At 64.9% G+C, this 25343-nt stretch carries 24 protein-coding genes and 1 pseudogene; 12 read left to right on the top strand and 13 right to left on the bottom strand.

Annotated elements, in window-relative coordinates; all coding sequences use genetic code 11:
* Positions 1–170 precede the first annotated feature (170 nt).
* The 5 genes and pseudogenes from NOF55_RS06120 to NOF55_RS06100 form a co-directional block, all read right to left on the bottom strand.
* Positions 171–959 (bottom strand): ABC transporter ATP-binding protein, encoded by a 789-nt coding sequence (locus NOF55_RS06120; protein ID WP_306410459.1) that lies wholly within the window; start codon positions 957–959, stop codon positions 171–173.
* Between the two features lie 10 nt (positions 960–969).
* On the bottom strand, positions 970–1395 hold the full coding sequence (locus NOF55_RS06115) for an NUDIX hydrolase (RefSeq protein WP_306410458.1): 426 nt from the start codon (positions 1393–1395) through the stop codon (positions 970–972).
* Complete coding sequence (gene hydA / locus NOF55_RS06110; protein ID WP_306410457.1) at positions 1395–2849, bottom strand: dihydropyrimidinase; 1455 nt, start codon at positions 2847–2849, stop codon at positions 1395–1397. The genes NOF55_RS06115 and hydA overlap by 1 nt, the downstream gene beginning before the upstream one ends.
* Positions 2846–3432 (bottom strand): annotated as a pseudogene (locus tag NOF55_RS06105) (endonuclease domain-containing protein); the annotation flags it as partial. The pseudogene NOF55_RS06105 and the gene hydA, both read right to left, overlap by 4 nt.
* A 21-nt stretch (positions 3433–3453) precedes the next feature.
* A complete protein-coding gene (locus tag NOF55_RS06100) occupies positions 3454–4716 on the bottom strand; it encodes a Zn-dependent hydrolase (RefSeq protein ID WP_306410456.1) in 1263 nt (420 codons plus the stop codon).
* A gap of 311 nt (positions 4717–5027) precedes the next feature.
* On the opposite strand from NOF55_RS06100, the gene NOF55_RS06095 reads away from it, so the two are divergent.
* Entirely contained in the window at positions 5028–5684 is a 657-nt protein-coding gene (locus NOF55_RS06095) for a TetR family transcriptional regulator C-terminal domain-containing protein (protein WP_306410455.1), read from the top strand.
* Here the strand turns inward: NOF55_RS06095 and NOF55_RS06090 are convergent.
* The gene (locus NOF55_RS06090; protein WP_306410454.1) at positions 5681–6616 is read right to left on the bottom strand and encodes a DMT family transporter; all 936 of its coding nucleotides are present in this window, start codon (positions 6614–6616) and stop codon (positions 5681–5683) included. The genes NOF55_RS06095 and NOF55_RS06090 overlap by 4 nt on opposite strands.
* Before the next feature lie 196 nt (positions 6617–6812).
* On the opposite strand from NOF55_RS06090, the gene NOF55_RS06085 reads away from it, so the two are divergent.
* Positions 6813–8291: a pyruvate kinase gene (locus NOF55_RS06085; protein ID WP_306410453.1), complete on the top strand. Its 1479-nt coding sequence runs from the start codon at positions 6813–6815 to the stop codon at positions 8289–8291.
* Between the two features lie 115 nt (positions 8292–8406).
* Here NOF55_RS06085 and NOF55_RS06080 read toward each other — a convergent pair whose 3' ends face one another.
* From NOF55_RS06080 to NOF55_RS06065, 4 genes are all read right to left on the bottom strand, one after another.
* Positions 8407–9195, bottom strand: coding sequence for an HAD-IIB family hydrolase (locus NOF55_RS06080; RefSeq protein WP_306410452.1), 789 nt, complete (start codon positions 9193–9195; stop codon positions 8407–8409).
* A gap of 108 nt (positions 9196–9303) precedes the next feature.
* The gene (locus NOF55_RS06075) at positions 9304–10380 is read right to left on the bottom strand and encodes a D-alanine--D-alanine ligase family protein (protein WP_306410451.1); all 1077 of its coding nucleotides are present in this window, start codon (positions 10378–10380) and stop codon (positions 9304–9306) included.
* A gap of 191 nt (positions 10381–10571) precedes the next feature.
* Complete coding sequence (preA, locus tag NOF55_RS06070) at positions 10572–11885, bottom strand: NAD-dependent dihydropyrimidine dehydrogenase subunit PreA (protein ID WP_306410450.1); 1314 nt, start codon at positions 11883–11885, stop codon at positions 10572–10574.
* Positions 11886–11899: 14 nt separating this feature from the next.
* Positions 11900–13261, bottom strand: coding sequence for an NAD(P)-dependent oxidoreductase (locus tag NOF55_RS06065; protein ID WP_306410449.1), 1362 nt, complete (start codon positions 13259–13261; stop codon positions 11900–11902).
* Between the two features lie 375 nt (positions 13262–13636).
* Here NOF55_RS06065 and NOF55_RS06060 point away from each other — a divergent pair, with 375 nt between their 5' ends.
* Together NOF55_RS06060 and NOF55_RS06055 are read left to right on the top strand one after the other, a co-directional pair.
* Positions 13637–14041 (top strand): DUF2325 domain-containing protein, encoded by a 405-nt coding sequence (locus tag NOF55_RS06060; RefSeq protein ID WP_306410448.1) that lies wholly within the window; start codon positions 13637–13639, stop codon positions 14039–14041.
* A complete protein-coding gene (locus NOF55_RS06055) occupies positions 14034–14279 on the top strand; it encodes a hypothetical protein (RefSeq protein WP_306410447.1) in 246 nt (81 codons plus the stop codon). The genes NOF55_RS06060 and NOF55_RS06055 overlap by 8 nt, the downstream gene beginning before the upstream one ends.
* On the opposite strand, the gene NOF55_RS06050 is transcribed toward NOF55_RS06055, so the two are convergent.
* Both NOF55_RS06050 and NOF55_RS06045 read right to left on the bottom strand, forming a co-directional pair.
* A complete protein-coding gene (locus NOF55_RS06050; protein ID WP_306410446.1) occupies positions 14248–14625 on the bottom strand; it encodes a DUF423 domain-containing protein in 378 nt (125 codons plus the stop codon). The genes NOF55_RS06055 and NOF55_RS06050 overlap by 32 nt on opposite strands.
* A complete protein-coding gene (locus tag NOF55_RS06045; protein WP_306410445.1) occupies positions 14622–15011 on the bottom strand; it encodes a group II truncated hemoglobin in 390 nt (129 codons plus the stop codon). The genes NOF55_RS06050 and NOF55_RS06045 overlap by 4 nt, the downstream gene beginning before the upstream one ends.
* 276 nt (positions 15012–15287) lie before the next feature.
* Here NOF55_RS06045 and NOF55_RS06040 point away from each other — a divergent pair, with 276 nt between their 5' ends.
* Positions 15288–19001, top strand: coding sequence for a PAS domain-containing hybrid sensor histidine kinase/response regulator (locus NOF55_RS06040; protein ID WP_306410444.1), 3714 nt, complete (start codon positions 15288–15290; stop codon positions 18999–19001).
* Between the two features lie 2 nt (positions 19002–19003).
* Here the strand turns inward: NOF55_RS06040 and mnmC2 are convergent, their stop codons facing one another.
* Positions 19004–19720 carry a tRNA (5-methylaminomethyl-2-thiouridine)(34)-methyltransferase MnmC2 gene (gene mnmC2 / locus NOF55_RS06035; RefSeq protein ID WP_306410443.1) on the bottom strand — a complete coding sequence of 239 codons (717 nt, stop codon included), beginning with the start codon at positions 19718–19720 and terminating at the stop codon, positions 19004–19006.
* A 217-nt stretch (positions 19721–19937) separates the two neighbouring features.
* On the opposite strand from mnmC2, the gene NOF55_RS06030 reads away from it, so the two are divergent.
* The 7 genes from NOF55_RS06030 to NOF55_RS06000 all read left to right on the top strand — a co-directional run bounded on the left by NOF55_RS06030 (position 19938) and on the right by NOF55_RS06000 (position 25235).
* On the top strand, positions 19938–21062 hold the full coding sequence (locus NOF55_RS06030; protein ID WP_306410943.1) for an NAD(P)/FAD-dependent oxidoreductase: 1125 nt from the start codon (positions 19938–19940) through the stop codon (positions 21060–21062).
* A 129-nt stretch (positions 21063–21191) separates the two neighbouring features.
* A complete protein-coding gene (puuE, locus tag NOF55_RS06025) occupies positions 21192–22112 on the top strand; it encodes an allantoinase PuuE (RefSeq protein ID WP_306410442.1) in 921 nt (306 codons plus the stop codon).
* A 2-nt stretch (positions 22113–22114) separates the two neighbouring features.
* Positions 22115–22609 carry a 2-oxo-4-hydroxy-4-carboxy-5-ureidoimidazoline decarboxylase gene (gene uraD, locus NOF55_RS06020; protein ID WP_306410441.1) on the top strand — a complete coding sequence of 165 codons (495 nt, stop codon included), beginning with the start codon at positions 22115–22117 and terminating at the stop codon, positions 22607–22609.
* Between the two features lies 1 nt (position 22610).
* Entirely contained in the window at positions 22611–23630 is a 1020-nt protein-coding gene (gene alc / locus NOF55_RS06015; RefSeq protein WP_306410440.1) for an allantoicase, read from the top strand.
* Positions 23631–23635: 5 nt separating this feature from the next.
* A complete protein-coding gene (locus NOF55_RS06010; RefSeq protein WP_306410439.1) occupies positions 23636–24139 on the top strand; it encodes an ureidoglycolate lyase in 504 nt (167 codons plus the stop codon).
* Positions 24136–24492 (top strand): hydroxyisourate hydrolase, encoded by a 357-nt coding sequence (gene uraH, locus NOF55_RS06005; protein ID WP_306410438.1) that lies wholly within the window; start codon positions 24136–24138, stop codon positions 24490–24492. Before NOF55_RS06010 ends, uraH begins: the two co-directional genes overlap by 4 nt.
* A gap of 2 nt (positions 24493–24494) precedes the next feature.
* Positions 24495–25235 (top strand): metallophosphoesterase family protein, encoded by a 741-nt coding sequence (locus NOF55_RS06000; RefSeq protein WP_306410437.1) that lies wholly within the window; start codon positions 24495–24497, stop codon positions 25233–25235.
* The last annotated feature ends 108 nt before the right edge of the window (positions 25236–25343 follow it).

Genomic DNA, 25343 nt, shown 5'->3' with positions numbered 1-25343 from the left:
TTCGTCTCGGCGCGAATACCCCCTCTGGCCTGCCGGCCATCTCCCCCACAAGGGGGGAGACGATTCGTGGCGATGCCTTGCCACGCGAAAACCGCTGGAGCGCGGCAGGCAAGCCCCTCCGCCTTGTGGGGAGGGGTTGGGGAGGGGTTCTTGTCTGACGCGCCGTCCACTCACTGCTCATAGCTGTGCCCCGCCTTCAGGCCCTCGCGGACGCGGTGGGCGATTTCGAGAAATTCGGGGGTTTCGCGGATGTCCAGCGGCCGCTCGCGCGGCAGGCGACAGTCGATGATGTCCGTCACCCGGCCGGGACGCGGGCTCATGACCACGATCTTCGTGGAGAGATAGACGGCTTCCGGAATGGAGTGGGTGACGAAACAGATCGTCTTGTTCGTGCGGTCCCAGAGTTTCAGGAGCTGTTCATTGAGATGGTCGCGGACGATCTCGTCCAGCGCGCCGAAGGGCTCGTCCATCAAAAGCAGGTCGGCATCGAAGGCGAGCGCCCGGGCGATGGAGGCGCGCTGCTGCATGCCGCCGGAAAGCTGCCAGGGATACTTCTTGCCGAAGCCGTCGAGGCTGACGAGATCCAGCGTGCGTTCGATGCGTTCCTTCTGCTGCTGCCTGCTGAAGCCCATGATTTCCAGCGGCAGGGCGATATTGTCCTCGATGGTGCGCCAGGGAAAAAGCGCCGCCGCCTGGAAGACATAGCCGTAAGCGCGGTCCTTGCGGGCGATTTCCGGCGTCGTGCCGTTCACCTCGATGGTGCCGGAGGTGTGCCGCTCCAGATCGGCGATGACGCGCAGAAACGTCGTCTTTCCGCAGCCGGACGGGCCGATGAAGGACACGAAATCGCCCTTGCCGACTTCGAGGTCGACATTGGAAAGGGCATGCACGGGCCCGTCGCCGGTCTGGAACGTCAGGCCCAGGTTGCGGGCACGCACGACTGCGAAATTCTCACTCATGGAACGTCTTTCATCGGTATCGTCCTTCCGCAAGCGCCCGGCGGGCCAGCGGCAGGATATGGTTTTCGGTCAGCCGCGCAAAGGCGGCGTCCGGTTCGCCTTGCAGCGGGAACCAGCGCGCTTCCTCGATCTCGGCGAGCGCCCTGGCCTCCACCGGGCGAAAGCTGACGAAGACATGCGCCTTCACCATCGTATCCGGCTCGTTGGCCGCTTCCTCCGAGAACAGGCCGGCATAGGCGAAGTCGCCGGCATCCACCTCAAGGTCGAGTTCCTCGCGCAATTCGCGCACCAGCGCCTCACGCGGCGTCTCGCCCGCGTCGATCTTGCCGCCAGGCTGCATGAAGAACGGCGAGCCTCGCTTGCGCACAAGGAGAGTGCGGCCGTCGCGGTCGAGAAATGCCGCGGCGGCGATTGTGATGACAGGCCCTGCCTGCATCACACGCCCGAGGCCGGAATGCCGGTGCGTTCGACCTTGCGGGGGGCGACCAGATCCTTCCACGTCGAGAGCGCCTTGTTGACCGGCCCCATCGGATCGCGGGCGACGAACTGGCCGTGGCCTTCCTTCGTCTTCACCGCGCCTTCCTCCACGGCGACATAGCCGCGCGTCAGCGTGAAGCGCGGCAGGCCCTTCACCTGCTTGCCTTCGAAGACGTTGTATTCGACCGGCGATTGCTGGGTTTTCGCGGAAATCGTCTTCTCGCGCTGCGGGTCCCAGACGACGATATCGGCATCGGCGCCGACCATGATCGCGCCCTTCCTCGGATAGATGTTGAGGATCTTGGCGATGTTGGTGGAAGTGACGGCAACGAATTCGTTCGGCGTCAGGCGACCGGTGTTGACGCCATAGGTCCACAGAAGCGGCAGGCGGTCCTCAAGGCCGCCGGTGCCGTTGGGGATCTTGCGGAAATCGCCGAGGCCGTAGCGCTTCTGTTCCACCGTGAAGGAGCAATGGTCGGTCGCCACGCAGGAGAGCGAACCGGCCTGAAGTCCGGCCCACAGGCTGTCCTGATGCTGTTTGTTGCGGAAGGGCGGCGACATGACGCGGGCGGCGGCATGGTCCCAGTCCGGGTTGGCGTATTCGCTTTCGTCGAGCAGCAGGTGCTGGATCAGCGGCTCGCCGTAGACGCGGATGCCCTTCTGACGGGCGCGGCGGATCGCCTCGTGCGACTGTTCACATGAGGTATGGACGATATAGACCGGGCATCCGGCCATGTCGGCGATGGTGATGGCGCGGTTGGTCGCCTCGCCTTCCACTTCCGGCGGTCGGGAATAGGCATGCGCTTCCGGGCCGGTATTGCCGGCGGCCATCAGCTTTTCCTGCATGGAGGCGACGATATCGCCGTTTTCCGCATGCACGAAGGGGATGGCGCCGAGCTCGGCGCAGCGCGAGAAGGACGCGAACATCTCGTCGTCGTTCACCATCAGCGCGCCCTTGTAGGCCATGAAGTGCTTGAACGAGTTGATGCCCTTTTCAAGCGCGACGGTGGCCATTTCCTCGAAGACCTGCTTGTCCCACCAGGTGATCGCCATGTGGAACGAATAGTCGGCGTTCGCCCGGGTCGCCTTGTTGTCCCAGCGCTTCAGCGCGTCGAGCAGCGACTGGCCCGGATCGGGCAGACAGAAATCCACCACCATCGTCGTGCCGCCAACGAGGCCGGCGCGCGTGCCGCTTTCGAAATCGTCGGCCGAATAGGTGCCCATGAAGGGCATTTCGAGATGGACGTGCGGGTCGATGCCGCCCGGCATGACATAGCAGCCCGCAGCGTCGAGGATTTCCTCGCCGGAAAGGTCGGGGCCGATCTCGACGATCCTGCCCCCCTCGATCTTCACATCCGCCTTGTAGGTGAGGTCGGCGGTAACGACGGTGCCGCCCTTGATGACTGTGCTCATGATTGCCGTTCCCTGTTATGTTCGATTGTGTCGGTGAGGGCCGGGTGGAAACGCGCGATGTCACACGCCTCGCTCATCCGGCCCTCGAGCGTTGCAAGGATGGTCTCGAGGACCGCCGCCCGCTCGCGGGTGATTTCGTGGTTCCAGAAGCGCAGGACCGAATAGCCTTGGCGGTTCAGCCAGCTTGTGCGGAAGTCGTCCGATAGATTTCCAGCATGCTGGAAACCGTCCACCTCGACGATTAGTCTTTGCTCACGACAGAGAGAATCCACGACGTAAGGCCCAAGCGGCACCTGCCGGGTGAACTTATGGCCGTTCAGGCGGCGGTTGCGCAGGTCGCTCCAGAGGAAGGTTTCTTCCTCGGTTTCGGTCTTGCGGAGTTTGCGGGCCTGCGCGGTCTTGCCGGGGCGACGCCTGGCGGGGTTGTGATTCATCTTGGGCGCGGCCCCCTCATCCGCCTGCCGGCACCTTCTCCCCCTCGGGGAGAAGGGAAGACAGACCGATCTGTTTTCGACTTCGGTGCGGTGGAACGTCCCTTCTCCCCGAGGGGGAGAAGGTGGCCCGAAGGGTCGGATGAGGGGGCCGCTCGCCGCTCGCACTGGGCTCACTCGACGATCTCCGCCGTCTCGACGACCGCGTGGAACAGCACGTCGGCGCCGGCGGCGGCCCATTCCTTCGAAATCTCCTCCGCCTCGTTATGGGAGAGGCCGTCGACGCAGGGGCACATGATCATCGTGGCGGGGGCGACCCTTGCGGCCCAGCAGGCATCGTGGCCGGCGCCGGAGATGATGTCCATGTGGCTGTAGCCGAGCTTTTCCGCGGCCGAGCGGACGCGGGAGACCAGCACCGGGTTGAACGTGACCGGATCGAAATGGCCGACGGCCTCCACGGAACAGCCGACGTCGAGCTTTTCGCAGATTTCGGCGGCGCCCGCCTCGATCTTCGCGCGCATGCGGTCGAGCTTCTCCTGGTCCGGCGTGCGGATGTCGACCGTGAACGTGACCGTGCCGGGCAGAACGTTGCGCGAGTTCGGCGAGAAGAACGCCTGACCAACGCCGCCGACCGCGCCCGGCTGCTCGCCCATCGCAACCTCCTGCACCAGTTCGAGAATGCGGGCGAAGGCGAGGCCGGCATTGACGCGCAGGTTCATGGGCGTGGAGCCGGTATGCGCCTCCTTGCCCGTCAGTGTGAATTCCAGCCACCACAGGCCCTGACAGTGGGTCACGACGCCGATCTGCTTTTCCTCGGCTTCGAGAATGGGGCCCTGTTCGATGTGATATTCGAAATAGGCGTGCATCTTGCGCGCGCCGACCTCCTCGTCGCCGAGCCAGCCGATGCGCTTCAGTTCGTCGCCATAGGTCTTGCCCTCGGGGTCCTTGCGGGCATAGGCGTAGTCCAGCGTGTGGATGCCGGCGAAGACGCCGGAGGCGAGCATGGCCGGGGCGAAGCGCGCGCCTTCCTCGTTCGCCCAGTTCGTCACGACGACCGGGTGCTTCGTTTCGATGCCGAGGTCGTTCATGGTGCGGACGACTTCCAGCGCGGCAAGCACGCCGAGCACGCCGTCGAACTTGCCGCCGGTCGGCTGGGTGTCGAGATGGCTGCCGACATAGACCGGAAGCGCGTCCGGATCGGTGCCCGGACGGGTCGCGAACATGGTGCCCATTTTGTCCACCCCGGTCGTCAGGCCGGCGGCGTCGCACCAGCTCTTGAAGGTGCTTCGGCCCTCGGCATCGGCGTCGGTCAGGGTCTGGCGGTTGTTGCCGCCGGCAATGCCGGGGCCGATCTTCGCCATGTCCATCAGTGAATCCCACAGGCGATCGCCGTTGATGCGAAGATTTTCGCCCGGTGCGGCCAGATTTGCAGCCATAGTCTCCATTCCCCTTTTCTTGTGGGCCGTCACGGGGATACAAGGCACGTGCCCTGCCGCCGCAGGCCCATTTTCCGGCCACGCCGAACGGGAAAGGAAGGCCGCCGCAAAAGGGCGGCTTGTCATCGTTTCGCCTTTGGCGGATAATTTGACCGGTTGGTAAACATTACTCTTTCCCGTTTCGCACTCAAGACGGAAAACAACAAAATTCGCGCCAAATTGCACGGCAAATGCCTGAATTATGCGCAATGTTGACTTCTTGCGCAAATCTGCCCGATAAACTTGATTTAAAACAGGAATCGCGAGACGAAATGGACAATCCCAGAGCGGCCCGGACCCAGCGGCGCACCCGGATACAGGAGGAAAAAGAGGAACAGATCCTCGACGCCGCCCTGGAGGTATTTTCGGCCAACGGCTTCCGCGGCTCCACCATCGATCAGATCGCCGAGGTGGCCGGCATGTCGAAGCCGAACCTGCTCTATTACTTCCGCACCAAGGAGGCGATCCACCGGGTGCTGATCCAGCGGGTTCTGGATACCTGGCTCGATCCGTTGCGCGCCTTCGACGACAACGGCAATCCGGAAGCCGAAATCCGCTCCTACATTCGCCGCAAGCTGGAAATGGCGCGCGATTTTCCGCGCGAAAGCCGCCTGTTCGCCAACGAGGTTCTCCAGGGCGCGCCGCATGTCATGGACGAGCTGAAGGGGCCGCTGAAGGATCTGGTGGACGAGAAGGCCAAGGTCATCCGCGCCTGGGCGCGGGCCGGCAAGATCGTCAGGTGCGATCCCTATCACCTGATCTTCTCGATCTGGGCGACGACGCAGCATTACGCCGATTTCGACGTGCAGGTGCGCGCCGTTCTCGGCGACCGCTACTCGGGCGAGGGGCGTTTCGACGATGCCGCCCGCTTCCTCGAGCAGCTTTTCATGCACGGGCTTCTGCCGCCGAAGGCCGCGGGGCCGGATTAATCCGGCAGGAGCGCCATGACCAGAAGGCCGCAGGCCGTCACCGCCGCCCCGAGCATGACGGAAAGGCTCGTCCAGCCATTGCCGAGCGCGGCCTCGAAAACGATGATCGAGGTCGGGGTCAGGTAGCCGTAGCCGAGGACCTTGGAGGCGGGCAGGCGCATCGAGGCATATTGCAGGAGCTGGAAGGTTCCCGCCGTGGTGACGGTGCCGATATAGACGAGAATCGCCCAGAACCGCCAGCCGAGCGCTCCGTAGTCGACCTCGAGCAGTTGCGGCAGGGCGGAAACGGCCAGCCAGAAACAGGTGCCGATGGCCAGCCAGAAACCGAAGACCAGCGGATGGTCGCGGCGGTCGAGAAAGCGCAGGAGCGGCACGTAGAGCGCATGGCTGGCGACGCCGATGAAGAAGATCAGTTCGCCGCGCCCGACGTCGAAGCCGAGAATGGCGTCGAGATCGCCGTGGAAGATCACCCAGATCGCGCCGGCGGCGGCGATCAGCAGGCTCGCCAGCACGCCGCCCCGCGTCTTCTGGCCGAGAATGAGGAAGGCGAAGACGGCGCTGATCAGCGGCATCAAAGTGAACACCGCCCCGGTCTGCACCGGGCTGGTGATTTCGAGCGCGACGAACATGGTCAGCATGTAGACGGCGAGAAGCGCGCCGAGCACCAGGAAGCGCAGCGGCTTTTCCGGCATGCGGAAGGGTTGGCGGGCGAGACCGAAGGCGATGACGCCCATCGTTGCGATGGTGACGATGTAGCGCAGGAGCATCAGCGGCGCCGGGCTGACCTCGCGCGCGATCATGCCGCCGAAGGAGAAGGAGCCGGAAATCAGCGCCGCGAACAGAAGCATGGCCAGATGCGCGGAGATCTTTTCGCGGCCGCTGGCATAGGTATTGTGCCGCCGGGGGGAGGCCTGGTTTTCTCTGGCTGTCACGGGTTGGCCCAAAAGGATGCGGGATTTGTACGGTTGTCTGATAGCATCGCCGCGTGACAGGGAAAAGCGCCGTTCCGGCCTGCATGGTACGCCAGCCTGAAAATGCCGTCCGTGCGGCAATCGGCCAAATGGCGCGAAGCTTCATGCAGTTGTAATTTCAGCGCCTTAATGTCGCGTCGAATCCGGAAAACGAGGGATGCCGATGACAGACAGGGCCTATTTCGAAGGCGGGGCGCTCGAAGCGCTGATGGACGAGGTTCTCACATTGCGCGCCGCCGTCGCCGCGGGAAACCCGGCCGTTCCGGCGGCGGAGGGGGAGGCCGTGGCGGGGCTTGCCAATCTCGGCCACTATCTTGCGCTTCGCCATCACGATCTGCGTCCCCTGCAACGGCGGTTGATGCCGCTCGGCCTTTCCTCGCTCGGTCGCCTGGAAAGCCGTGTCCTGCCGACGCTCGACGCCGTACTGTCGGCGCTTGCGGCAATGACCGGGCGGCAGAGCCCTTACCCCGCGCCGGACGAGAGGGCCTTCTTCGCCGGGGAAGCCCGGCTTGCGGCGGCGACCGACGCCCTGTTCGGCGCGGCACCCGCCCACCGGCGCGGGCGCATCATGGTGACGCTGCCGAGCGAGGCGGCGGGCGATCCCGGCTTCCTGCTCGATCTGGCCGAGCGCGGCATGGATTCGGCGCGCATCAATTGCGCCCATGACGATGCCGATACCTGGCGCAAGCTGGCCCGGCATGTGCGGGCGGCGGGCGAGGCGGTCGGGCGCGACATTCGCGTGCTGATGGACATTGCCGGACCGAAGATCCGCACGGGCGAGGTGCTGGCGGCGCGCAAGGGCAAGCTCACCGTGGGCGATCTGGTGCGGCTGGTGGCCGAGGGCGCGCCGCGTCCGGACGAGGAGGTGCCGTTTTCCGCGTCCGTGTCGCTGCCGGAGATCGTGTTGCGTCTGTCGGCCGGCGACCGGGTGCGCTATGACGACGGCAAGCTGGAAGGGGTGGTGGAGAGCGCCGGCGGCGGCGAGGCCGTGCTGCGCGTCACCCACACCAAGGCGGGCGGGGCGAAGCTCAAGGCGGAAAAGGGCCTCAACCTGCCCGACACGGAACTCGACCTTTCGCCGCTCACCGTCAAGGACGACGCCGATCTGGCGACCGTGCTCGAATGCGCCGACATGCTCGGCTATTCCTTCGTCAGCCGTGCGGAAGACATCGACATGCTGGACGAGGCGCTGGTGCGCCACGGGAAGCGCGAACATCCGCTGGGGCTCATCGCCAAGATCGAGCAGCCGCGCGCCGTGCGGAACCTTCCGGCGCTCATCGCCCGCGCGACGCAGGGCGGGCGCCCGTTCGGCGTGATGATCGCGCGCGGCGATCTCGCCGCCGAAATCGGCTTCGAGCGCGTGGCGGAAATGCAGGAGGAAATCCTCTGGCTCTGCGAGGCGGCGGGCGTTCCGGCAATCTGGGCGACGCAGGTGCTGGAGGATCTGGTCAAGGACGGCCTGCCCTCGCGCGGCGAGATGACCGACGCGGCGATGGCGGCGCGGGCCGAATGCGTGATGCTGAACAAGGGCCCGGCGGTGGGCGAGGCGGTCTCCGTTCTCGACCGGCTGCTGGCGCGCATGGACGGCCACATCTTCAAGAAGACGCCGACGCTCCGGGCGTTGCAGTCTTGGTGAGGTGAGGCGATATCTTCCGGCGACCCGTCCATCGAGCGGCGTGGCCTCCCGGACCGGCTGGGGGGGGTGACGAAGGAGGGACACCGAGTTCCTGTCGCCGGTTTTGTCGCCAATGTCAGGATTTGCGCGACACGATCACCGCATTTGCCGCTTCGACGAAGCCGGTCCCGCCGGGGCCGCGCGTGATCCAGCGGGGCGGCTGTGGGAGTTGGTCGAGGTATTCGGTTACGGTGCTAACCCCTATCGTATGCCGAAAAAACGAGAACATGGATGCGTCGTTGAGGGAATCTCCGGTGTAAAGGACGGCAGAACGGCCGGCATTTATGTCAAGACCGTAGTGATCGAGTAGCACCCGCCGCGCCATCGCCAGCTTGTCATAGCCCCCGAGCCAGCCGAGTATCCATAGATTGTTGATCGTCACGTCGGCTGAGGCATCGCGCAGCGCATCGAGGATCGCCGCCCGCTCTTCCTTCTTGTCCTGCGGCTGCGCAAAGGCGAGACTGGTGAGCCTGAACGGCTGATCGTCGGCGAAGCGGGCGGACGGAACAGCTTTTTGCACTTGTTGTCCGATGCGCGCGAGGCGTTCGGATATGGTCGGGCGGTTCTCGTCACCGTGCCAGAAATACCTGTCGACCGTATGTCCGTCGTCGCCGCGACGAAAGAAGAAGCCGCCATTTTCTCCGATTACGCCATCCACCGGCCACATGCGGGCCATCTGATCGCACCATCCGGCCGGGGCGGCGGTCACTGGGATGACTTTTACCCCCGCCTTCTGCAAATTCTCGAGAGCCGCATAGGTGTCCGCCGCAAGTCGTCCCCGATACGTCAGCGTTTCGTCCATGTCGGTCAGGACGAAACGCACATCCCGAAACGCGGAAATATCGACTTGCTCGAGGGGTTGCATATAATCCTCCAACGGGTGATTGCCGCAATATCCCCGCCACCCGCGCGACATTTTGCGGCCGGCATGTGCGACGTAGCAAGTCCCGGGATTTCCGCGACCTGCACCGCGCTAGAGAGTGCGCTTTGCCCGCGCCAGGCCATGCATTACAAGCCGGTCGATGATCTCGGGATAGCTGACGCCGCTGGCCGCCATCACCTTGGAGTACATGCTGATGTCGGTGAAACCGGGGATCGTGTTGAGTTCGTTGACGAGGATCCGCAGATCCGGCGTGACGAAGAAGTCGGCGCGCGCCATGCCGTCGCAGCCGAGCGCCCGGAACGCTTTCGGCGCGATGGCCCGGATTTCAGCTTCGACCTCTTCGGGCAACTCGGCCGGAACTTTCAGTGCCGCGCCGTCCGCGTCGATGTATTTTGCGTCGTAGGTGTAGAAGCCGTGGCTTTCGGCCGGGATGATTTCGCCGGTTCGCGATACGAACAGGTTGCCTTCCTCATCCTCCAGAACCGCGCATTCGATCTCGCGTGCCCGAATGAACTCCTCGGCGAGCAGCTTGCCGTCATGCCGGAAGCCTTCCGACAGGGCCGCCTGATAATCCGCTTCGGTCGAAACCTTGCTGACGCCGACCGAGGAGCCCTGGCGGGCCGGCTTGATGAAGACGGGCAGGCCGAGCGCGCGTTCGAGGTCTTCGAAGGCGGGCGCGGCACCCTGATGGATCGTGACCGACCGGGCCACGGGCACGCCGGCCTCGTTGAACAGCCGCTTGGCGATATCCTTGTCGAGCGCGTTGGCGGAGCCGGCGATGCCGCATCCTGCCAGCGGCACGCAGGCCACTTCGGCCAGACCCTGCACGGCACCGTCTTCGCCGTGAAGGCCGTGCAGGACGGGAAAGACGATGTCGAGCTGCGGCACTTCATAGGGCGCGCCGTCTTCGGGAACTGCGATGGCCCGCCCGTATCCGCCCGGAACGAGGCACAGTTGCGTGCCGCTCGACGGTTTTGCCAGCGTGCCGCCTTCGAAGGCGCTCAACAGCCATTGCCCCTCGCGGGTGACGAAAATCGGCACGGCATCGTATTTTTCCGCAGCCAGCGCATTCATGACATTGGTTGCCGAAAGCACCGAAACGTCATGCTCTGCCGATCGCCCGCCAAACACCACACCAATCCGCAGCCTGTTCGAAGTGTCGGCCATGAGCATCCTTCCTGCCTGACTGCCGCAAGCCGTCCGGTCGAGGCGCGGGTCTTGCGGCTGAATTCCGCGACGATCGCGTAAGGCAAAGTGCTTACAGGAATCTTCCCGGCAAGAAAACCGCCTGCAACATCCCTGCTGCAAGCGGCTTCGGCTCCTCTTGTCGATTTCCCGTTCCGGTCAGGGAAGGCGGTTCATTCCGCCGCCTGACGGGCCATCGGGTTGTTGGGATGGGTCGTCCAGTTGGCGTAGTTCGGGTTGACCGGCGTTCCGGTGCGCCGGTCGAGCGTGCCGGGGGCGAGCGGCTGCATGGTGATGCAGTTCTCGACCGGACAGACGTTGACACACAGGTTGCAGCCGACGCATTCGTCCTCCATCACCTCGAAGTGGCGCACCCCGTCGACCATTGCGGTGATCGCCTGATGCGAGGTGTCCTCGCAGGCGATGTGGCAGCGGCCGCACTTGATGCAGGCATCCTGATCGATATGCGCCTTGGCGATGTAGTTGAGGTTGAGATATTGCCAGTCCGTGACGTTCGGCACGGCGCGGCCCTGGAAATCGGCCAGCGTGCGGTGGCCCTTCTCGTCCATCCACGCTTCGAGGCCGGTGATCATCTCCTGCACGATCTTGAAGCCGTAGGTCATGGCGGCGGTGCAGACCTGCACCGTGCCGCAGCCGAGCGCGATGAATTCGGCAGCGTCGCGCCAGGTGGTGATGCCGCCGATGCCGGAGATCGGCAGGCCGTAGGTTTCCGCATCGCGGGCGATCTCGGCCACCATGTTGAGCGCGATCGGCTTCACCGCCGGGCCGCAATAGCCGCCATGCGAGCCCTTGCCGGCGATGGAGGGTTGCGGGCTGAAATCGTCGAGGTCGACCGAGACGATGGAACTGATCGTGTTGATCAACGATACGCCGTCGGTGCCGCCGCGCTTTGCTGCGCGGGCCGGATAGCGGATGTCGGTGATGTTCGGCGTCAGCTTGGTCAGCACCGGCATGCGGGTGTATTGCTTGCACCAGCGCACCACCATCTCGATATATTCGGGCACCTGACCGACCGCGGAGCCCATGCCGCGCTCGCTCATGCCGTGGGGACAGCCGAAGTTCAGCTCGATGCCGTCCGCGCCGGTCTCCTCCACCAGCGGCAGGATGGCCTTCCAGCTTTCCTCGTCGCAGGGCACCATGATCGAGGCGATCAGCGCCCGGTCCGGCCAGTTCATCTTCACCTGCTTCATTTCCTGAAGATTGACCTGAAGCGGGCGGTCGGTGATCAGCTCGATGTTGTTGAGGCCCAGAAGGCGGCGGTCTGCGCCCCAGATCGCGCCGTAGCGCGGGCCGTTGACGTTGACGACCGGCGGGCCTTCCTCGCCGAGCGTCTTCCAGACCACGCCGCCCCAGCCCGCCTTGAAGGCCCGTTCGACGTTGTAAGCCTTGTCGGTCGGCGGCGCGGAGGCGAGCCAGAAGGGGTTGGGTGATTTGATGCCTGCGAATTCCGTGCGGAGATCGGCCATGTTCACGCTCCCTTTCAGGCGATGGCGGCGGCGGGCCTGACGGCTGCCGTCAATGCACTGTGGATGGACTCGGCGGCGTCGCGGCCTTGCGCGACGGAGGTGACGGTAAGGTCCTCGCCGGCGGCGATGCAGTCGCCGCCGGCCCATACCTTGGTCAGCGAGGTGCGTCCCTCTTCATCCACGACGATGCGCCCGCCTTCCATCCGCAGCGTGGCGATGCCGTCCGTCGAGAGCTTCTGGCCGATGGCCTTGAGGATCATGTCGGCCGGAATGACGCCGGTCTCGCCCGTGCCGACGAGGCGGCCGTCGCGCATTTCGGTGTATTCCAGCTCGATGCCGGCGGCCTTGCCGTTCGTGCCGAGGATTGCCTTCGGCTTCAGCCAGTGGCGGATGAAGACACCCTTCGCGGCGGCAAGATCCTGCTCGTACTGCGAGGCGTTCATGTCGGCCTTGCCGCGGCGATAACAGATCGTCACCTCCTCGGCGCCGAGCAGCTTCGACTGGATGGCGGCGTCGATGGCCGTCATGCCGCCGCCGAGGACGACGACGCGCCGGCCGACCGGAACGGAGGCCATATCGTCCGCCTGCCGCAGCCGGGCGATGAAATCCACCGCATCCTCGACGCCTTCGAGGTCTTCGCCCTCGATGAGGAGAGCGCCGACGCCGGCAAGGCCGATGCCGAGAAACACGGCGTCGTATGCGGCGGTCAGGTCGGCAAGGGTGAAATCCGCGCCGAGTTTCTGGCCGGTGCGGATCTCGATGCCGCCGATTTCCAGAATGTAAGCGATCTCGCGGGCGGCGAAATCGTCGGCGGTCTTGTAGGCGGCGAGGCCGTATTCGTTGAGGCCGCCGGCCTTCTCGCGGGCGTCGAAGACGACGACCTCATGGCCCTTCACGGCAAGCCGGTGGGCGCAGGCCAGACCGGCGGGGCCGGCGCCGACGACGGCGATGCGCCTGCCGGTGGGCTCGGCGCGGCGGTAGAACTGCTTGCCGGCATCCATCGCCGCGTCGGTCGCGAAACGCTGGAGACGGCCGATGTCGACCGGGCGCTCTTCCGCCGCGGTGCGCACGCAGGCTTCCTCGCACAGCGTTTCGGTGGGACAGACGCGGGCGCACATGCCGCCGAAGATGTTCTGGTCGAAGATGGTCTTCGCCGCGCCCAGCGCATTGCCCGTCGAAATCTGGCGGATGAACATCGGAATGTCGATCGCCGTCGGACAGGCCGTCATGCACGGGGCGTCATGACAGAAATAACAGCGGTCGGCCGCGACGAGCGCCTCGTGCCTGTCGAAGCGCGGATGGAGATCGGAAAAATTGGTCTCGTAAGCGGCCGGGTCGAGTCTCCCCCCGGCCACGCCGTTTTGCAGTCGTTCCATGACGTTCCCTCTTTTATGCGAACAACCTGCAAAAACGGTAGCACGCCAAAAATTTTTATCAATCGGTAAAATTTTTAAAATCGACCGGATCGGATTCCCTGTTCATGCATCGATTCAAGCGGGGTGAGATAATTCATTTATTTCAGTATCTTGGGAAAGAAATTCCAGAGTTTGATTCAGCGTCTTGATAAGCTGATTCAAGTGCCGGAGGCGGCGGAGAGGCCGTTTGGACGGGGCCGATAAATGGTGAATGAAAAAATCAAGTTTATACTTTACTTGAATACTCCACTTAAATAAGGTGCGCGTCATCCGGCCAAAGCCGCCGGCGGAACCGGGTCGAATCCGGTTTCACCAGACGACAAGACGGGATTGAACATGGCGAAGAAGATGAAGCGCGCGGCCAGGGGCGGCGGACAGAACGAAACAACGGCAACGGACGGGAACGGTTCGAAAGCGCCACCGGATGTGCGCAGCTTTCTCTATGTCGGCGGCCGCGATTGCCAGGTTGCGCATCTGAGGCAGATCGCCAGTAATTTCGGGGCGGAGCTGATCCATCACGATGGCGGGCTGCGCGAGGCGGTGTCGCGCATCGACACGGTCCTGCCGTCGGTCGACTGCGTGTTCTGCCCCATCGACTGTATCAGCCACGATGCGTGTCTGCGGGTGAAGACCGGCTGCAAGAAGTTCGGCAAGACGTTCATTCCGCTGCGCAACGGTTCGAAGTCGAGCCTTGAGCGGGCGCTCCAGACCATGAGCGACCGGACACGCACGGATGGCTGAGATGTCCGTTCCGGGCGGGCCGGTCCTGATCGGCCTGCACCGTCTGGTGCCGGGCAGCGGCGACATCCGGGTGACGGAACTTGCCGACATCGTCGCCGGACGGCCGCTCCGCTCGGCGGACATCATTCCCTTTCCGGCGCAGCCCCTTGCCGTCCATCAGCGGTCCCGGCCGCTGTCTTGCGATATCTGCCGGTTTCCGGCGATCTTCAGGCCTGCGGCTTCGGCAGGATCGCGCTGACGGCGACGACCAGCCAGCCGGCGATCATCGCGACGCCGCCGGTCGGGGCCGCGCCAGCGAAGACCCGGATTCCGTAGAAATACCTGAGCAGCATGTCGGCCGAAAACAGGATCGCCCCGAAGGCGATGACCAGCGCGGCGAGCGATGCCAGCCGGATCGAGGCGCGACCGGCGTAGAGCGCGATCAGCGCCGGTGCGTTGGCGAGGCACACCGTCGCCGCCGCCGAAAAGCCGCGCGGGTCGTCGAGATGGTTGGCCGCGGCGGCCAGGCCGATGCCGGCGGCGCCAAGAAGGCCCGCCAGAAGAAGGATCGCGCGGGAGAGGGGTTCGCCGGGCTTCATGGTCATTCCTTGTTCTGCATGTGATGGGCGAGCCGTTCGACGGGCTGCCAGATGATGTCGCGCAAGGCCGGGCTGGCGACGGTCTCGTCGAGCGCCTGCCGGAAGCAGAACAGCCAGGAGTCGCGCTCCGCCGGGCCGATCGGGGCTGCGAAATGACGCCGGCGCAGCATTGGATGGCCGTATTTCTCGACATAGACGGGCGGGCCGCCGAGATATCCGGTCAGATAGTCGTAGAGGCGGTCATGGGCGTTGCTGAGGTCCGGCGGGTGGACGGCGAGCGAAGCCGCGCCCTCGGGCGCTGTCGCCATCAGCTCGTAGAACCGGGCCGTCAGGGCACGCACCGTCGCGTCGCCGCCGATGGCCTCGTAAAGTGTGATCGTTTCTTCGTTCATGGCGAAACCGGACTGCCGTTTGCGGTCGTTCCGCTTTTCGCCTCTTTGGGGGCGGGCTGCAAGTCTCCGGCGCCGGTTGCGGCATTTGGGCGCGTGCAAAGGCAAATCGCCGGTCAGCTTGCCACCCGAAAATTGTGGGCCAGAATTTGATTAAAACTTGTTGCAGTTGCACATGAGCGCCCGGACAGTATTGTGAACACTGGTCCGAAAGTGTCAGGCGCTGATTCCTCGCGTTTGTCTGGCAGATGCGTAAAGGGTGATTGAACGGTGGACGGGGTGGAAAGCAGGCTGCTGGACGTCGCCTGCGCGCGTATCGCGGAGCTCACTCTGCCTGCCTTCATCAAGGACAGCCAGTTGCGCTATGTGGCTGTCAACGATTCCTATGCGCGGTTCTTCGGCCGGCCGGCTTCGGCCTTTCCCGGCCGTGTTTCCGCCGATTTTTCCGATGCGGACGACGACGGGACCCGCGAGGACCGCGAAAGGCGCACCCTTGTGTTCGGAACGGAGGAAAGCACCTTCGTGTCCGAACCCGGCGGCGGGCGCCGGCATGTTCTGGATGTCGAGCGCTTCATCAGCGAGGATGACCGCTTCTATGTTTTCGGCGTCGTGGAATGGCGGGGCGCGGGGCGGCCCGGCCTGCTGCCCGGCGATATCGGGCGTTCCGATCCTTCCGCTAATGAGCGCGGCCGGTCCCCTGGCGCCGGCGTGCCGGCGGATTTGGATCCGCAGCAGTTCGCCGACCCCCATGTCGCCGGAAAAGCCTTCGATCTTGCCGAAGTCGGTATTGGCCTGTTCGACAGCAACGGGATTTTCATCTACCAGAACGAGACCCAGAAGCGGTTCTACGAGTGCGTCTTCGGCGATGCCGTCAGCATCGGCGACGACGTCCATACCCTGCTCGGGCATCTCTGGGACACGGGGATCATTGCCGGCAGCGAAGCCGGGATCGGCCGCGACGAATGGATCCGGCAGCGGATCGCCGCGCATCAGGGGCAGGATCACGAGCATGTCGACCTGCTGCCGAACGGATGCTACATCCGCCTGATCTCCCGGCGGCTCGACGACGGCGGCTTTCTGGTCTTCACCAACGACGTTTCGGAATCGAAGCGGCAGGAGGAGTTGCTGCGCGAGCAGGTGCGCGCCACGGAAATCTATCGCTCGGCGCTGGAAGGTCTGCCGGTGGCGGTGTTCCTGCGCGATACCGACGGCCGGCTGACCTATGCCAACGCCGCTTACGAGACGCTGCTCGGCAACGACCGGAGCCTGTTCATCGGCAAGACCGAGAAGGAGATGTTTCCCGGCGCCTGGGAACGGTTCCGCAAGGAGAACCGCTCCGTCGTCGAGACGGGCGAAGCGATCGAGAAATCCGAGGACGTCGTTTTCGCCAGCGACTCGTCGCTGTCCGTCATCACCCGCCTCAACCGGATCGCGGCGCCCGACGGGGAGCGCTTCGTCGTCGGCTCCATCACCGACGTCTCCGTGCTGAAGGCGCGCGAGGTGCAATTGCTCGAGGCGCGCAGCCACGCGGAGAAGCTGCGTTCCGATCTCGAGACGATCCTGCAAAGCCTGCCGGTCGGCGTCATGATCCTCGACGGCAATTTCGATATCGAGTCCGTGAACGCCGCCTTCGCGGATGTGTGGACGGCGGGCGATCCGCTCGCGCTCATCGGGCGCCCCTATCGCGAATTCGTCCGCGCCAATTACGACAGCAACTCCTATGCGGGGATCGGCGAGGATTTCGAGGCCGTCTACCGTTCGCGCATCGAGAGCTTCTCGAAGGCGGATGCCGAGCCGCTGGAAGTGCGCAGCCATGACGGCAAGGTGCTGATCATCGGCAACAAGGCGCTGTCGAACGGCAAGTATCTCCTGACCTATTTCGACATCACCGCCGTGCGCGAGCGCGAGCGGGAGGCGCATGAGGCGAAGGAGGCGCTGGAGCGTCTCGGCGAACTTTGGGGCGATGCGACCCGGGTGATGTCGCAGGGGCTGCTGATCATGCACGAGGGGCGCATCGTCATGTCGAACGGCGCCCTGCCGGACATGCTGCACGTTCCGCCCGCCATGCTGGAGCCGGGCCAGCCCTGGAGCCGTCTTCTGACCTTTCTCTGCGAGCGGGGCGATCTGGGCGGGCCGGACGATGTGGCCGGCCTCCGGCAGATGTTCGCGGAGCGCATTCCGCGCGGCGAAAGCCTTTCCGCCTCCTTCCTCGCCGATGGCAAGACCTGGGTTCTGTTCGAATCCAATCTCAGCAGCCGCGACCACTGGATCGCGGTGTTTACCGACGTGACCGAACTGAAGCGCCGGCAGGAGGAACTGACCCTGCTTCTGGAGCGGGCCGAGGCCGCCGACCGGGCGAAGTCGGAGTTCCTCGCCAATATGAGCCACGAGATCCGCACGCCGATGAACGGCGTCCTGGGGATGGCGGAGCTGCTGGCCAAATCCAATCTCGACACCCGCCAGAAGACGTTCACGGATATCATCGTCAAGTCGGGCAATGCGCTCCTGACCATCATCAACGACATTCTCGACTTCTCGAAGATCGATGCCGGGCAGATGAAGCTCAGGAGCATGCCGTTCGATCCGGTCGAGGCGATCGAGGACGTCGCCTCGCTGCTGTCGACGGCGGCCGCCCGCAAGGATATCGAACTGGCGGTGCGCGGCACGCAGGCGCTGCGGCAGGTGGTGGTGGGCGATGCCGGGCGGTTCCGCCAGATCGTGACCAATCTGCTCGGAAACGCCATCAAGTTCACCGAGAAGGGGCATGTGCTGATCGATTTCGGCTTTGCGCCGATGCAGGACGGGCGGCAAATGCTTACCCTGCGCATCGCCGATACGGGGATCGGCATTCCCGAGGACAAGCTGGACTCCATTTTCGAGAAGTTCTCGCAGGCGGACGCTTCCAATACGCGCCGTCACGAAGGCACGGGGCTCGGGCTTTCGATCACCGCCGGTCTCGTCGAGTTGTTCGGCGGCGAGATCGCCGTGGAAAGCGTGCCCGGAGAGGGATCTGTGTTCACGGTGCGCCTGCCGCTGCCGGTCGCCGGTGGCCAGCGCGATCCGTCGCCGCTTCCCGTCAATGTGCAGGGCGCGCATGTCCTGGTCATCGACGACAACGCCGTCAGCCGTGCGGTCCTGATGGAGCAGCTTTCCGGCTGGGGGTTCGACGCCTATGCCTGCGCCAGCGGCGGGGAAGCCTTTTCCATCATGGATGCCGCCCTGGACAGCGGCCTTGCCATCGATGCCGTCATCGTCGACTTTCCGATGGAGAAGGACGATGCCGCGAATATCGCCCGCCGCATGCGCGACAGCGCGCAGCATGCCGATGTTCCGGTGATCTTCCTGACCTCGATGGAGGTGGCGGGCAGCGAACACCTGTTCGCGGCGCTCAACGTGCAGGCCCATCTCATGAAACCGCCGCGGGTCGATCTTCTGCGCAAAACGGTGGTCGATGTCGTGCGCGGCGCCCGGCTGCGGCGCGGCATGCTGAAGGAGGATGAGACGGCAAGTGCCGTTTCGCTGCCGCCGGCGGCTCCGGCTCCGGCCGTTGCTGCGGCCGTGTCGTTTTCCCCGAAACGGAGCGGTCTCGATATTCTCGTCGCCGAGGACAACGAGGTGAACCAGATCGTGTTCACGCAGATATTGCAGGCGACCGGGCTTTCCTTCCGCATCGCCCGCAACGGCCAGGAGGCGGTCGAGATCTGGCGCACGGATACGCCCTCGATGGTCCTGATGGACGTTTCCATGCCGGTGATGAACGGCCATCAGGCCACGCGGCTGATCCGGCGGATCGAGGAGGAGGAAGGATTGCAGCGCGTTCCGATCATCGGCGTCACCGCCCATGCGCTGGACCGCGACCGCGACCTGTGCCTGGAAAGCGGAATGGACGACTATCTTTCAAAGCCCATCAGCCCGGAACTCCTGGAAGCGAAGATCAGCCGCTGGCTCGGTATCCGGGGGCAGGACGCCGGCGGCAGGGATGCCCGGTCCTGATCCTAGCGCACGCCGCACAGCATCTCGCGCTTGCCCGCGAAGCCCGGCGCGCGGTTCACGGTGAAGCCGGCGGCGGCGAGATTGCGGCGGACGAAGCCGGCCGCCGCATAGGTGGCGAAACTGCCGCCCTCGGCGGTCCGGTCGAAGACGAGTTGCATCAGGCCCGCCGACCACATGTCCGGGTTGCGGGAAGGGGCGAACCCGTCGAGATAAAAGGCGTCGAAACGGTCGTTCCAGTCCCGCAATCCGTCGAGCGCCGGGCCGCAGACGATGGTCAGCCGGGTCTGCGGGTCGAGGTCGAGGACGACATGGCCGGCGGGCTCGTCCGGCCAGAGCGCGGTGAGCGCCTGCCGTTCGGCATCGATTTCCGGCCAGCGCGACAGCGCCTTGCCGATCGCCGCGCGGGGCATCGGATAAAGCTCGAAGGAGGTGAAATGCAGGTGGCCTGCCGGGTCGCGGGTTTCCTTCCACTGCCGCCAGGTCTCGCAAAGGTTCAGGCCGGTGCCGAAGCCCAGTTCACTGATGCGGAACGGGCCGGGCTTCGTCCAGCGCTGCGGCAGGCCGTTGCCGGCGATGAAGACGTGGCCGCATTCCAGCCGCCCGTCGCTGCGGCAATAAAAGTGATCGCCAAACCGCGGCGAATAGGGCATATCGCCATCGAACCATTCGAGGGTGAAGCCGTCCGCTTCGGGCGAGTGATCTGGGAACCGAGTGCTCATGTCTTCTGCTAGTCCCGACACCGGCGCCGGTCAATCCTCCGTGCCGGCAATGCCCCCTCTGGCCTGCCAGCCATCTTCTCCTCAAGGGGGGAGGAAGCTGGGCGCGTCGGTTTCCTCAAGTGTGGGCTTGACGGCGGGCGAGGCCATCCCACCCGGTTTCTCCACCCAAACGGGCGAGACGGCGGCAGCCAGAGGGGCACATTCCCTCTCGGCAGAGGTGCTCGTCATCGGCGGCGGCGTCATGGGGCTGTGGGCGGCGGTGGAGGCGGCGCGGGCGGGCGCGGACGTGCTGCTCGTCGATGCCGGCCGCATAGGGCAGGGGGCGAGCAACGGGCTGGTCGGTGCGCTGATGCCGCACATGCCCGACAAATGGAATCAAAAGAAGCAGTTCCAGTTCGATGCTCTCGTTTCGCTGGAACATGAAGTCGCGGCGCTGGAGGCGGAAACCGGGATTTCGGCCGGCTATCGCCGCTCGGGCCGGCTGGTGCCGCTGCCCAGGCCGCATCTGCGCGCAATCGCGCTTCGCCATTCGGCGGATGCCGAGCGGGTCTGGCAGGCGGAAGGGAGGCGCTTCCACTGGCATGTGCTGGACCGGCCGCCGGTCGAGGGCTGGGTGAATGCCGGGGCCGGCGCGCACGGCTTCGTGTTCGATACGCTCGCCGCCCGCGCCGCGCCGCGCCGGGTCACGGCGCTGCTGGCGGGGTGGCTGGAGCGTTCGGCCCGTGTGCGCATTCTGGAAAACAGCCGGGTCGAGCAGCTCGATCCGGCGGGCACCGCCCGTCTTGCCGGCGGGCCGACCGTTCGTTTCGGCCATGCCGTGGTCGCTGCCGGTTATGATGCGTTCGCCATGTTCGAAGCCGTTTCCGCTCCGCTGGAAAAGCCGCTGGGGCAGGCCGTCAAGGGCCAGTCGGCACTGCTTCGGGCGGATGTCGATCCCGCCTTTCCGGCGATCTTCCTCGACGGGCTCTACGTCATTTCCCACGAGAACGGTCATGTCGCCATCGGCTCGACCAGCGAGAATGCGTTCAGCGATCCCTTTGCCTGCGACGGCCTGCTCGAACCGTTGATCGCCCGGGCGGTGCAGATGGTTCCGGCGCTCGAAGGCGCCCCCGTGGTCGAGTGCTGGGCCGGGCTTCGGCCCAAGGCCATCGGGCGGGACCCGATGGTCGGCCCGCACCCGGACCATCCGCGAATCATCGCGATGGCCGGAGGCTTCAAGGTCAGTTTCGGCATTGCCCATCTGCTGGCGAAAGCGGCACTTGCCGCCCTGCAAGGCAAAGCCCCGGCGGTGCCGGAAAGCTTTCTGGCCGCCAGCCATATCGCGCTGGCGCAAAGCCGGTAAACTGATGCCGGACGCTCTTGCCGGGGCGGGGCGATGGGATATATTGTCCGCAATCTGCGTGCCGGTTGTATACGCTGCGATCCGGCACCGCCCGCCTTACAGTCTGTTGCGTCAAGTCGAGGTCAGTTCATGGTTTCCGATGCCTATCCCCGCAATCTCGCAGGTTACGGACGCAATGCGCCCGATCCGAAGTGGCCGGGCGGCGCGAACATCGCCGTTCAGTTCGTCGTCAACTACGAGGAGGGCGGCGAGAGCACGATCATGGACGGCGATCCCGCCTCGGAGAGCCTGCTGTCGGAAATCGTCGGTGCCGCGCCCTGGCCGGGCCAGCGCAACATGAACATGGAATCGCTTTACGAATACGGCTCTCGCGCCGGATTCTGGCGCCTGTGGCGGCTGTTCACCGGCCTCGGCGTGCCGGTCACGGTCTATGGCGTGACGCTGGCGATGGCGCGCAACCCGGAGGCGGTCGCCGCCATGCGGGAAGCGGGCTGGGAAATCGCCAGCCACGGCTATCGCTGGCTGGAATACAAGGATTTTTCCGAGGAGGAAGAGCGCCGGCATATCCGCGAGGCGGTGCGGCTTCACACGGAACTGACCGGCGAGCGTCCGCTCGGCCTCTATCAGGGCAAGCCCTCGGTCAACACGCTGAAGCTGACGCAGGAGGAGGGCTTCCTCTATTCCAGCGATTCCTATGCCGACGACCTGCCCTATTGGGTGAAGGGCATCGACGGCAAGCCCTTCCTGATCATTCCCTACACGCTGGAAGCCAACGACATGCGGTTCGCGACGCCGCAGGGCTTCAATTCCGGCGACCAGTTCTTCACCTATCTGAAGGACAGCTTCGACGAGCTTTATGCCGAAGGTGCCGCCGGCAGCGCGAAGATGATGAATATCGGCCTGCATTGCCGGCTCGTCGGCCGCGCCGGGCGCATCGCGGCGCTGCGGCGCTTCGTCGAATACGTGCTTTCGCACGATAACGTCTGGATTCCGAAGCGGATCGAGATCGCCCGCCACTGGCATGCGCTTCACACGCCGGAGACCATCTGAGCATGGACGGAAAGGCTTTCGTCGAGACCTTTGGCGGCGTATTCGAACATTCGCCCTTCATCGCCGAACGTGCCGTCGCCGCCGGCACCATCGTCGAGCCGCTGACGGCTGAGGGCGTGCATCGGGCGCTGGTCGCCGTCTTCCGCGCCGCGACGCCGCAGGAGCGGCTCGGCATTCTGAACGCCCATCCCGATCTGGCTGGCAGGCTGGCGATCGCCGGCGAACTGACGGAAGACAGCCGCAACGAGCAGGCAGGCGCAGGGCTGGACCGGCTTTCGCCCGCCGAACACGCACGTTTTACCGAACTCAATACCGCCTATGTTGAGAAATTCGGGTTTCCCTTCATCATCGCGGTGAAGGGACTGAACAAGGACGATATCCTCGCCGCCTTCGAGCGGCGGATCGGCAACAGCCGCGAGGAGGAGTTCGCGACCGCCTGCGCGCAGGTCGAGCGGATCGCGCTGCTGAGGCTGAAGAGTTTGCTTGCAGGAGAATGAGATGAGTGAAGTTGAATCCGTTGACGTGCCCGATTTCGCCAAGGGCGCGGTCAACCTGGCCTCGGCGCGCCTCGGTGCACGCGGCCTTTATGCCACCGACGAGTTCTTCGCGCCGCTGTCGCGCATGCTGAAGGACGATCCGGCGGTCTTCCTGCCGGGTGAATACGACGAGAACGGCAAGTGGATGGACGGCTGGGAAAGCCGCCGCAAGCGCGTGCCGGGCCATGACTGGGCGGTGATCCGCCTCGCCATGCCGGGCTATGTCCACGGTTTCGATATCGATACCAGCCATTTCACCGGAAACTATCCGCCGCATTGCTCCATCGAGGCGTGCTTCCTCGAGGAAGGCGACCCGACGGACGCCAGCGACTGGACGGAAATCCTGCCGAAGCATCCGCTCGGCCCGAACGCCCACCACTTCATCGAGGTGGCGGACAAGACGAAGGTATGGACGCATCTGCGCCTGCATATCTATCCCGATGGCGGCATCGCCCGCCTGCGTGTCTATGGTTCGGCGCATGTCGACTGGTCGAAGATCCCGGCGGACCGGGAAATCGACCTCGCCTATATCTTCAACGGTTCGAAGTCGCTCGCCTGGTCGGATGCGCATTACGGCCACCCGGACCTGATCCTGAACGCCGGTCGCGGCGTGAACATGGGCGACGGCTGGGAAACCGCCCGCCGCCGCGGACCGGGCCACGACTGGGCGATCATCCGCCTCGGCCATGCGGGCCTTATCCGGCGCATCGTCATCGACACCGCCCACTTCAAGGGCAATTTTCCCGATGGCGCGGAGATCCGCGGCATCTCGCTGCCGGGCCACAGCGATTATTTCAGCGCGGACGAGATCGCCGCGTCCGAAGGCTGGCCGGAGCTTCTGCCCCGCCAGAAGCTGAAGGCCGACCACATCCACGACTATGCCGGGGAAGTGCGCGACATCGGGCCGGTGACGCATGTGCGCCTCGCCATGTTCCCGGATGGCGGCATCAGCCGCCTGCGTCTGTTCGGCTTCAAGGCGTGAGCGTCATGGCCGACGATTTCCTTCCCATCGAACCGCTGAGCCGCGAAGCCTTCGCCCCCTTCGGCGATGTGATCGACCCCGATCCGGCCTCCATGCGCCTGATCAACGGCGGGACGACCCGGCGTTTCGATGCGCTCGCCCGCGTCGAGGCCTATGGCGAGGATGCGGAGGTCGTCATCAGCATCTTCCGGGGCGAGCCGCGCCGGTTTCCCTATCTCGTCACCATGATGGAGCGTCATCCGCTCGGCAGCCAGAGCTTCTCGCCGCTGTCCGGCCGGCCGTTTCTCGTCGTCGTTTCCGAGGACAGGGACGGTATTCCGGCGGTTCCGCGCGTTTTCCTGGCCAGCGGAGGCCAGGGCGTGAACTATCGCTCGAACGTCTGGCACCATCCGCTGATGACGCTGGGCGCGGTGAGCGATTTTCTGGTTGTCGACCGTCTCGGGCCGGGCAACAATCTCGAAGAGTATTTTTTCGATACGCCCTACCTGATCGGAGAGCCGACGCCATGACCGGAGTGACCACCCATGTTCTCGATACCGCGCTCGGCAGGCCCGCGGCCGGCATGCGCATCGATGTGGTGCGCCATGAAGGCAAGGGACGGGCGGTCCTCAAGACGGTGACGACCAATGCGGACGGGCGCGTCGACGGCGGGCCGATCCTGTCCGGCGACAGCTTCCTCGTCGGGGAATACGAACTGGTCTTCCACGCAGGCGATTATCTGCGCGCCGCCGGCCACGCGCTGCCGGAACCGCCTTTCCTCGATACCATCCCGATCCGTTTCGGCGTCGCCGATACGACGCAGCACTACCATGTGCCGCTGCTGATATCGCCGTTCAGCTATTCCACCTATCGGGGAAGCTGAGCATGCGCCTTGCCGTCATCGCCGACGTTCACGGCAATGCGGCGGCGCTGGAGGCCGTCCTTGCCGACATCGACCGGCAAGGCATCACCGACATCGTCAATCTTGGCGACTGTTTCAGCGGGCCGCTGGAGGCGGGCAGGACGGCGGACATCCTGCTTTCACGCGCCATTCCGACCGTTTGCGGCAACCACGACCGCGCCCTGATCGACCGGCCCTTCGCGGAGATGGGAGACTGGGAGCGACCGGCCCGCGCGCAGCTTTCGCCGGCGCATCTCGACTGGATCGGCGCCTTGCCCTTCAGTCTGGTGTGGCGCGATGAGGTCTATCTCTGCCATGCGACACCGCAGGACGACAACACCTACTGGACCGAGGCGCTGACGCCCGAGGGTTCCTTCCGGCTGAAGGCGCTGGAGGAGATCAAGGCGCTGGCCGAGGGCATCGAGCAGACGCTCATTCTCTGCGGCCACAGCCATATCGCCCGCTCCGTGCTGCTGTCCGGCGGGCGGCTTCTCGTCAATCCCGGCAGCGTCGGCTGCCCCGGCTACGACTATGACCAGCCGTGGTATCACAAGGCCGAGGCCGGAACGCTGTTCGCCTGCTACGCCATCGTGGAAAAGACGGCGCGCGGCTGGCAGCCGGCTTTTCGGCAGGTGCGCTACGACAACGAGGCAATGGCACGGCTTTCGGAAGCTGCGGGCCTGAAGGACTGGACGAGCGCGCTGAGAACGGGCTGGGTCCGCTGACCGACCGGGTGCGGCGGGATCGTCCTTGAGCATTTCCGCATTCCTTGAATCGAGAAAGCGCTCGAACTGCTTGTTTTTACGTATTTCCGGCCGCAGAACCGCTTCAGA

Origin of the sequence: Ectorhizobium quercum (assembly GCF_026552795.1) — a bacterium.
Taxonomy (GTDB): Bacteria; Pseudomonadota; Alphaproteobacteria; order Rhizobiales; family Rhizobiaceae; genus Ectorhizobium; species Ectorhizobium quercum.
This window is presented reverse-complemented; position numbering and strand designations above follow the sequence as displayed.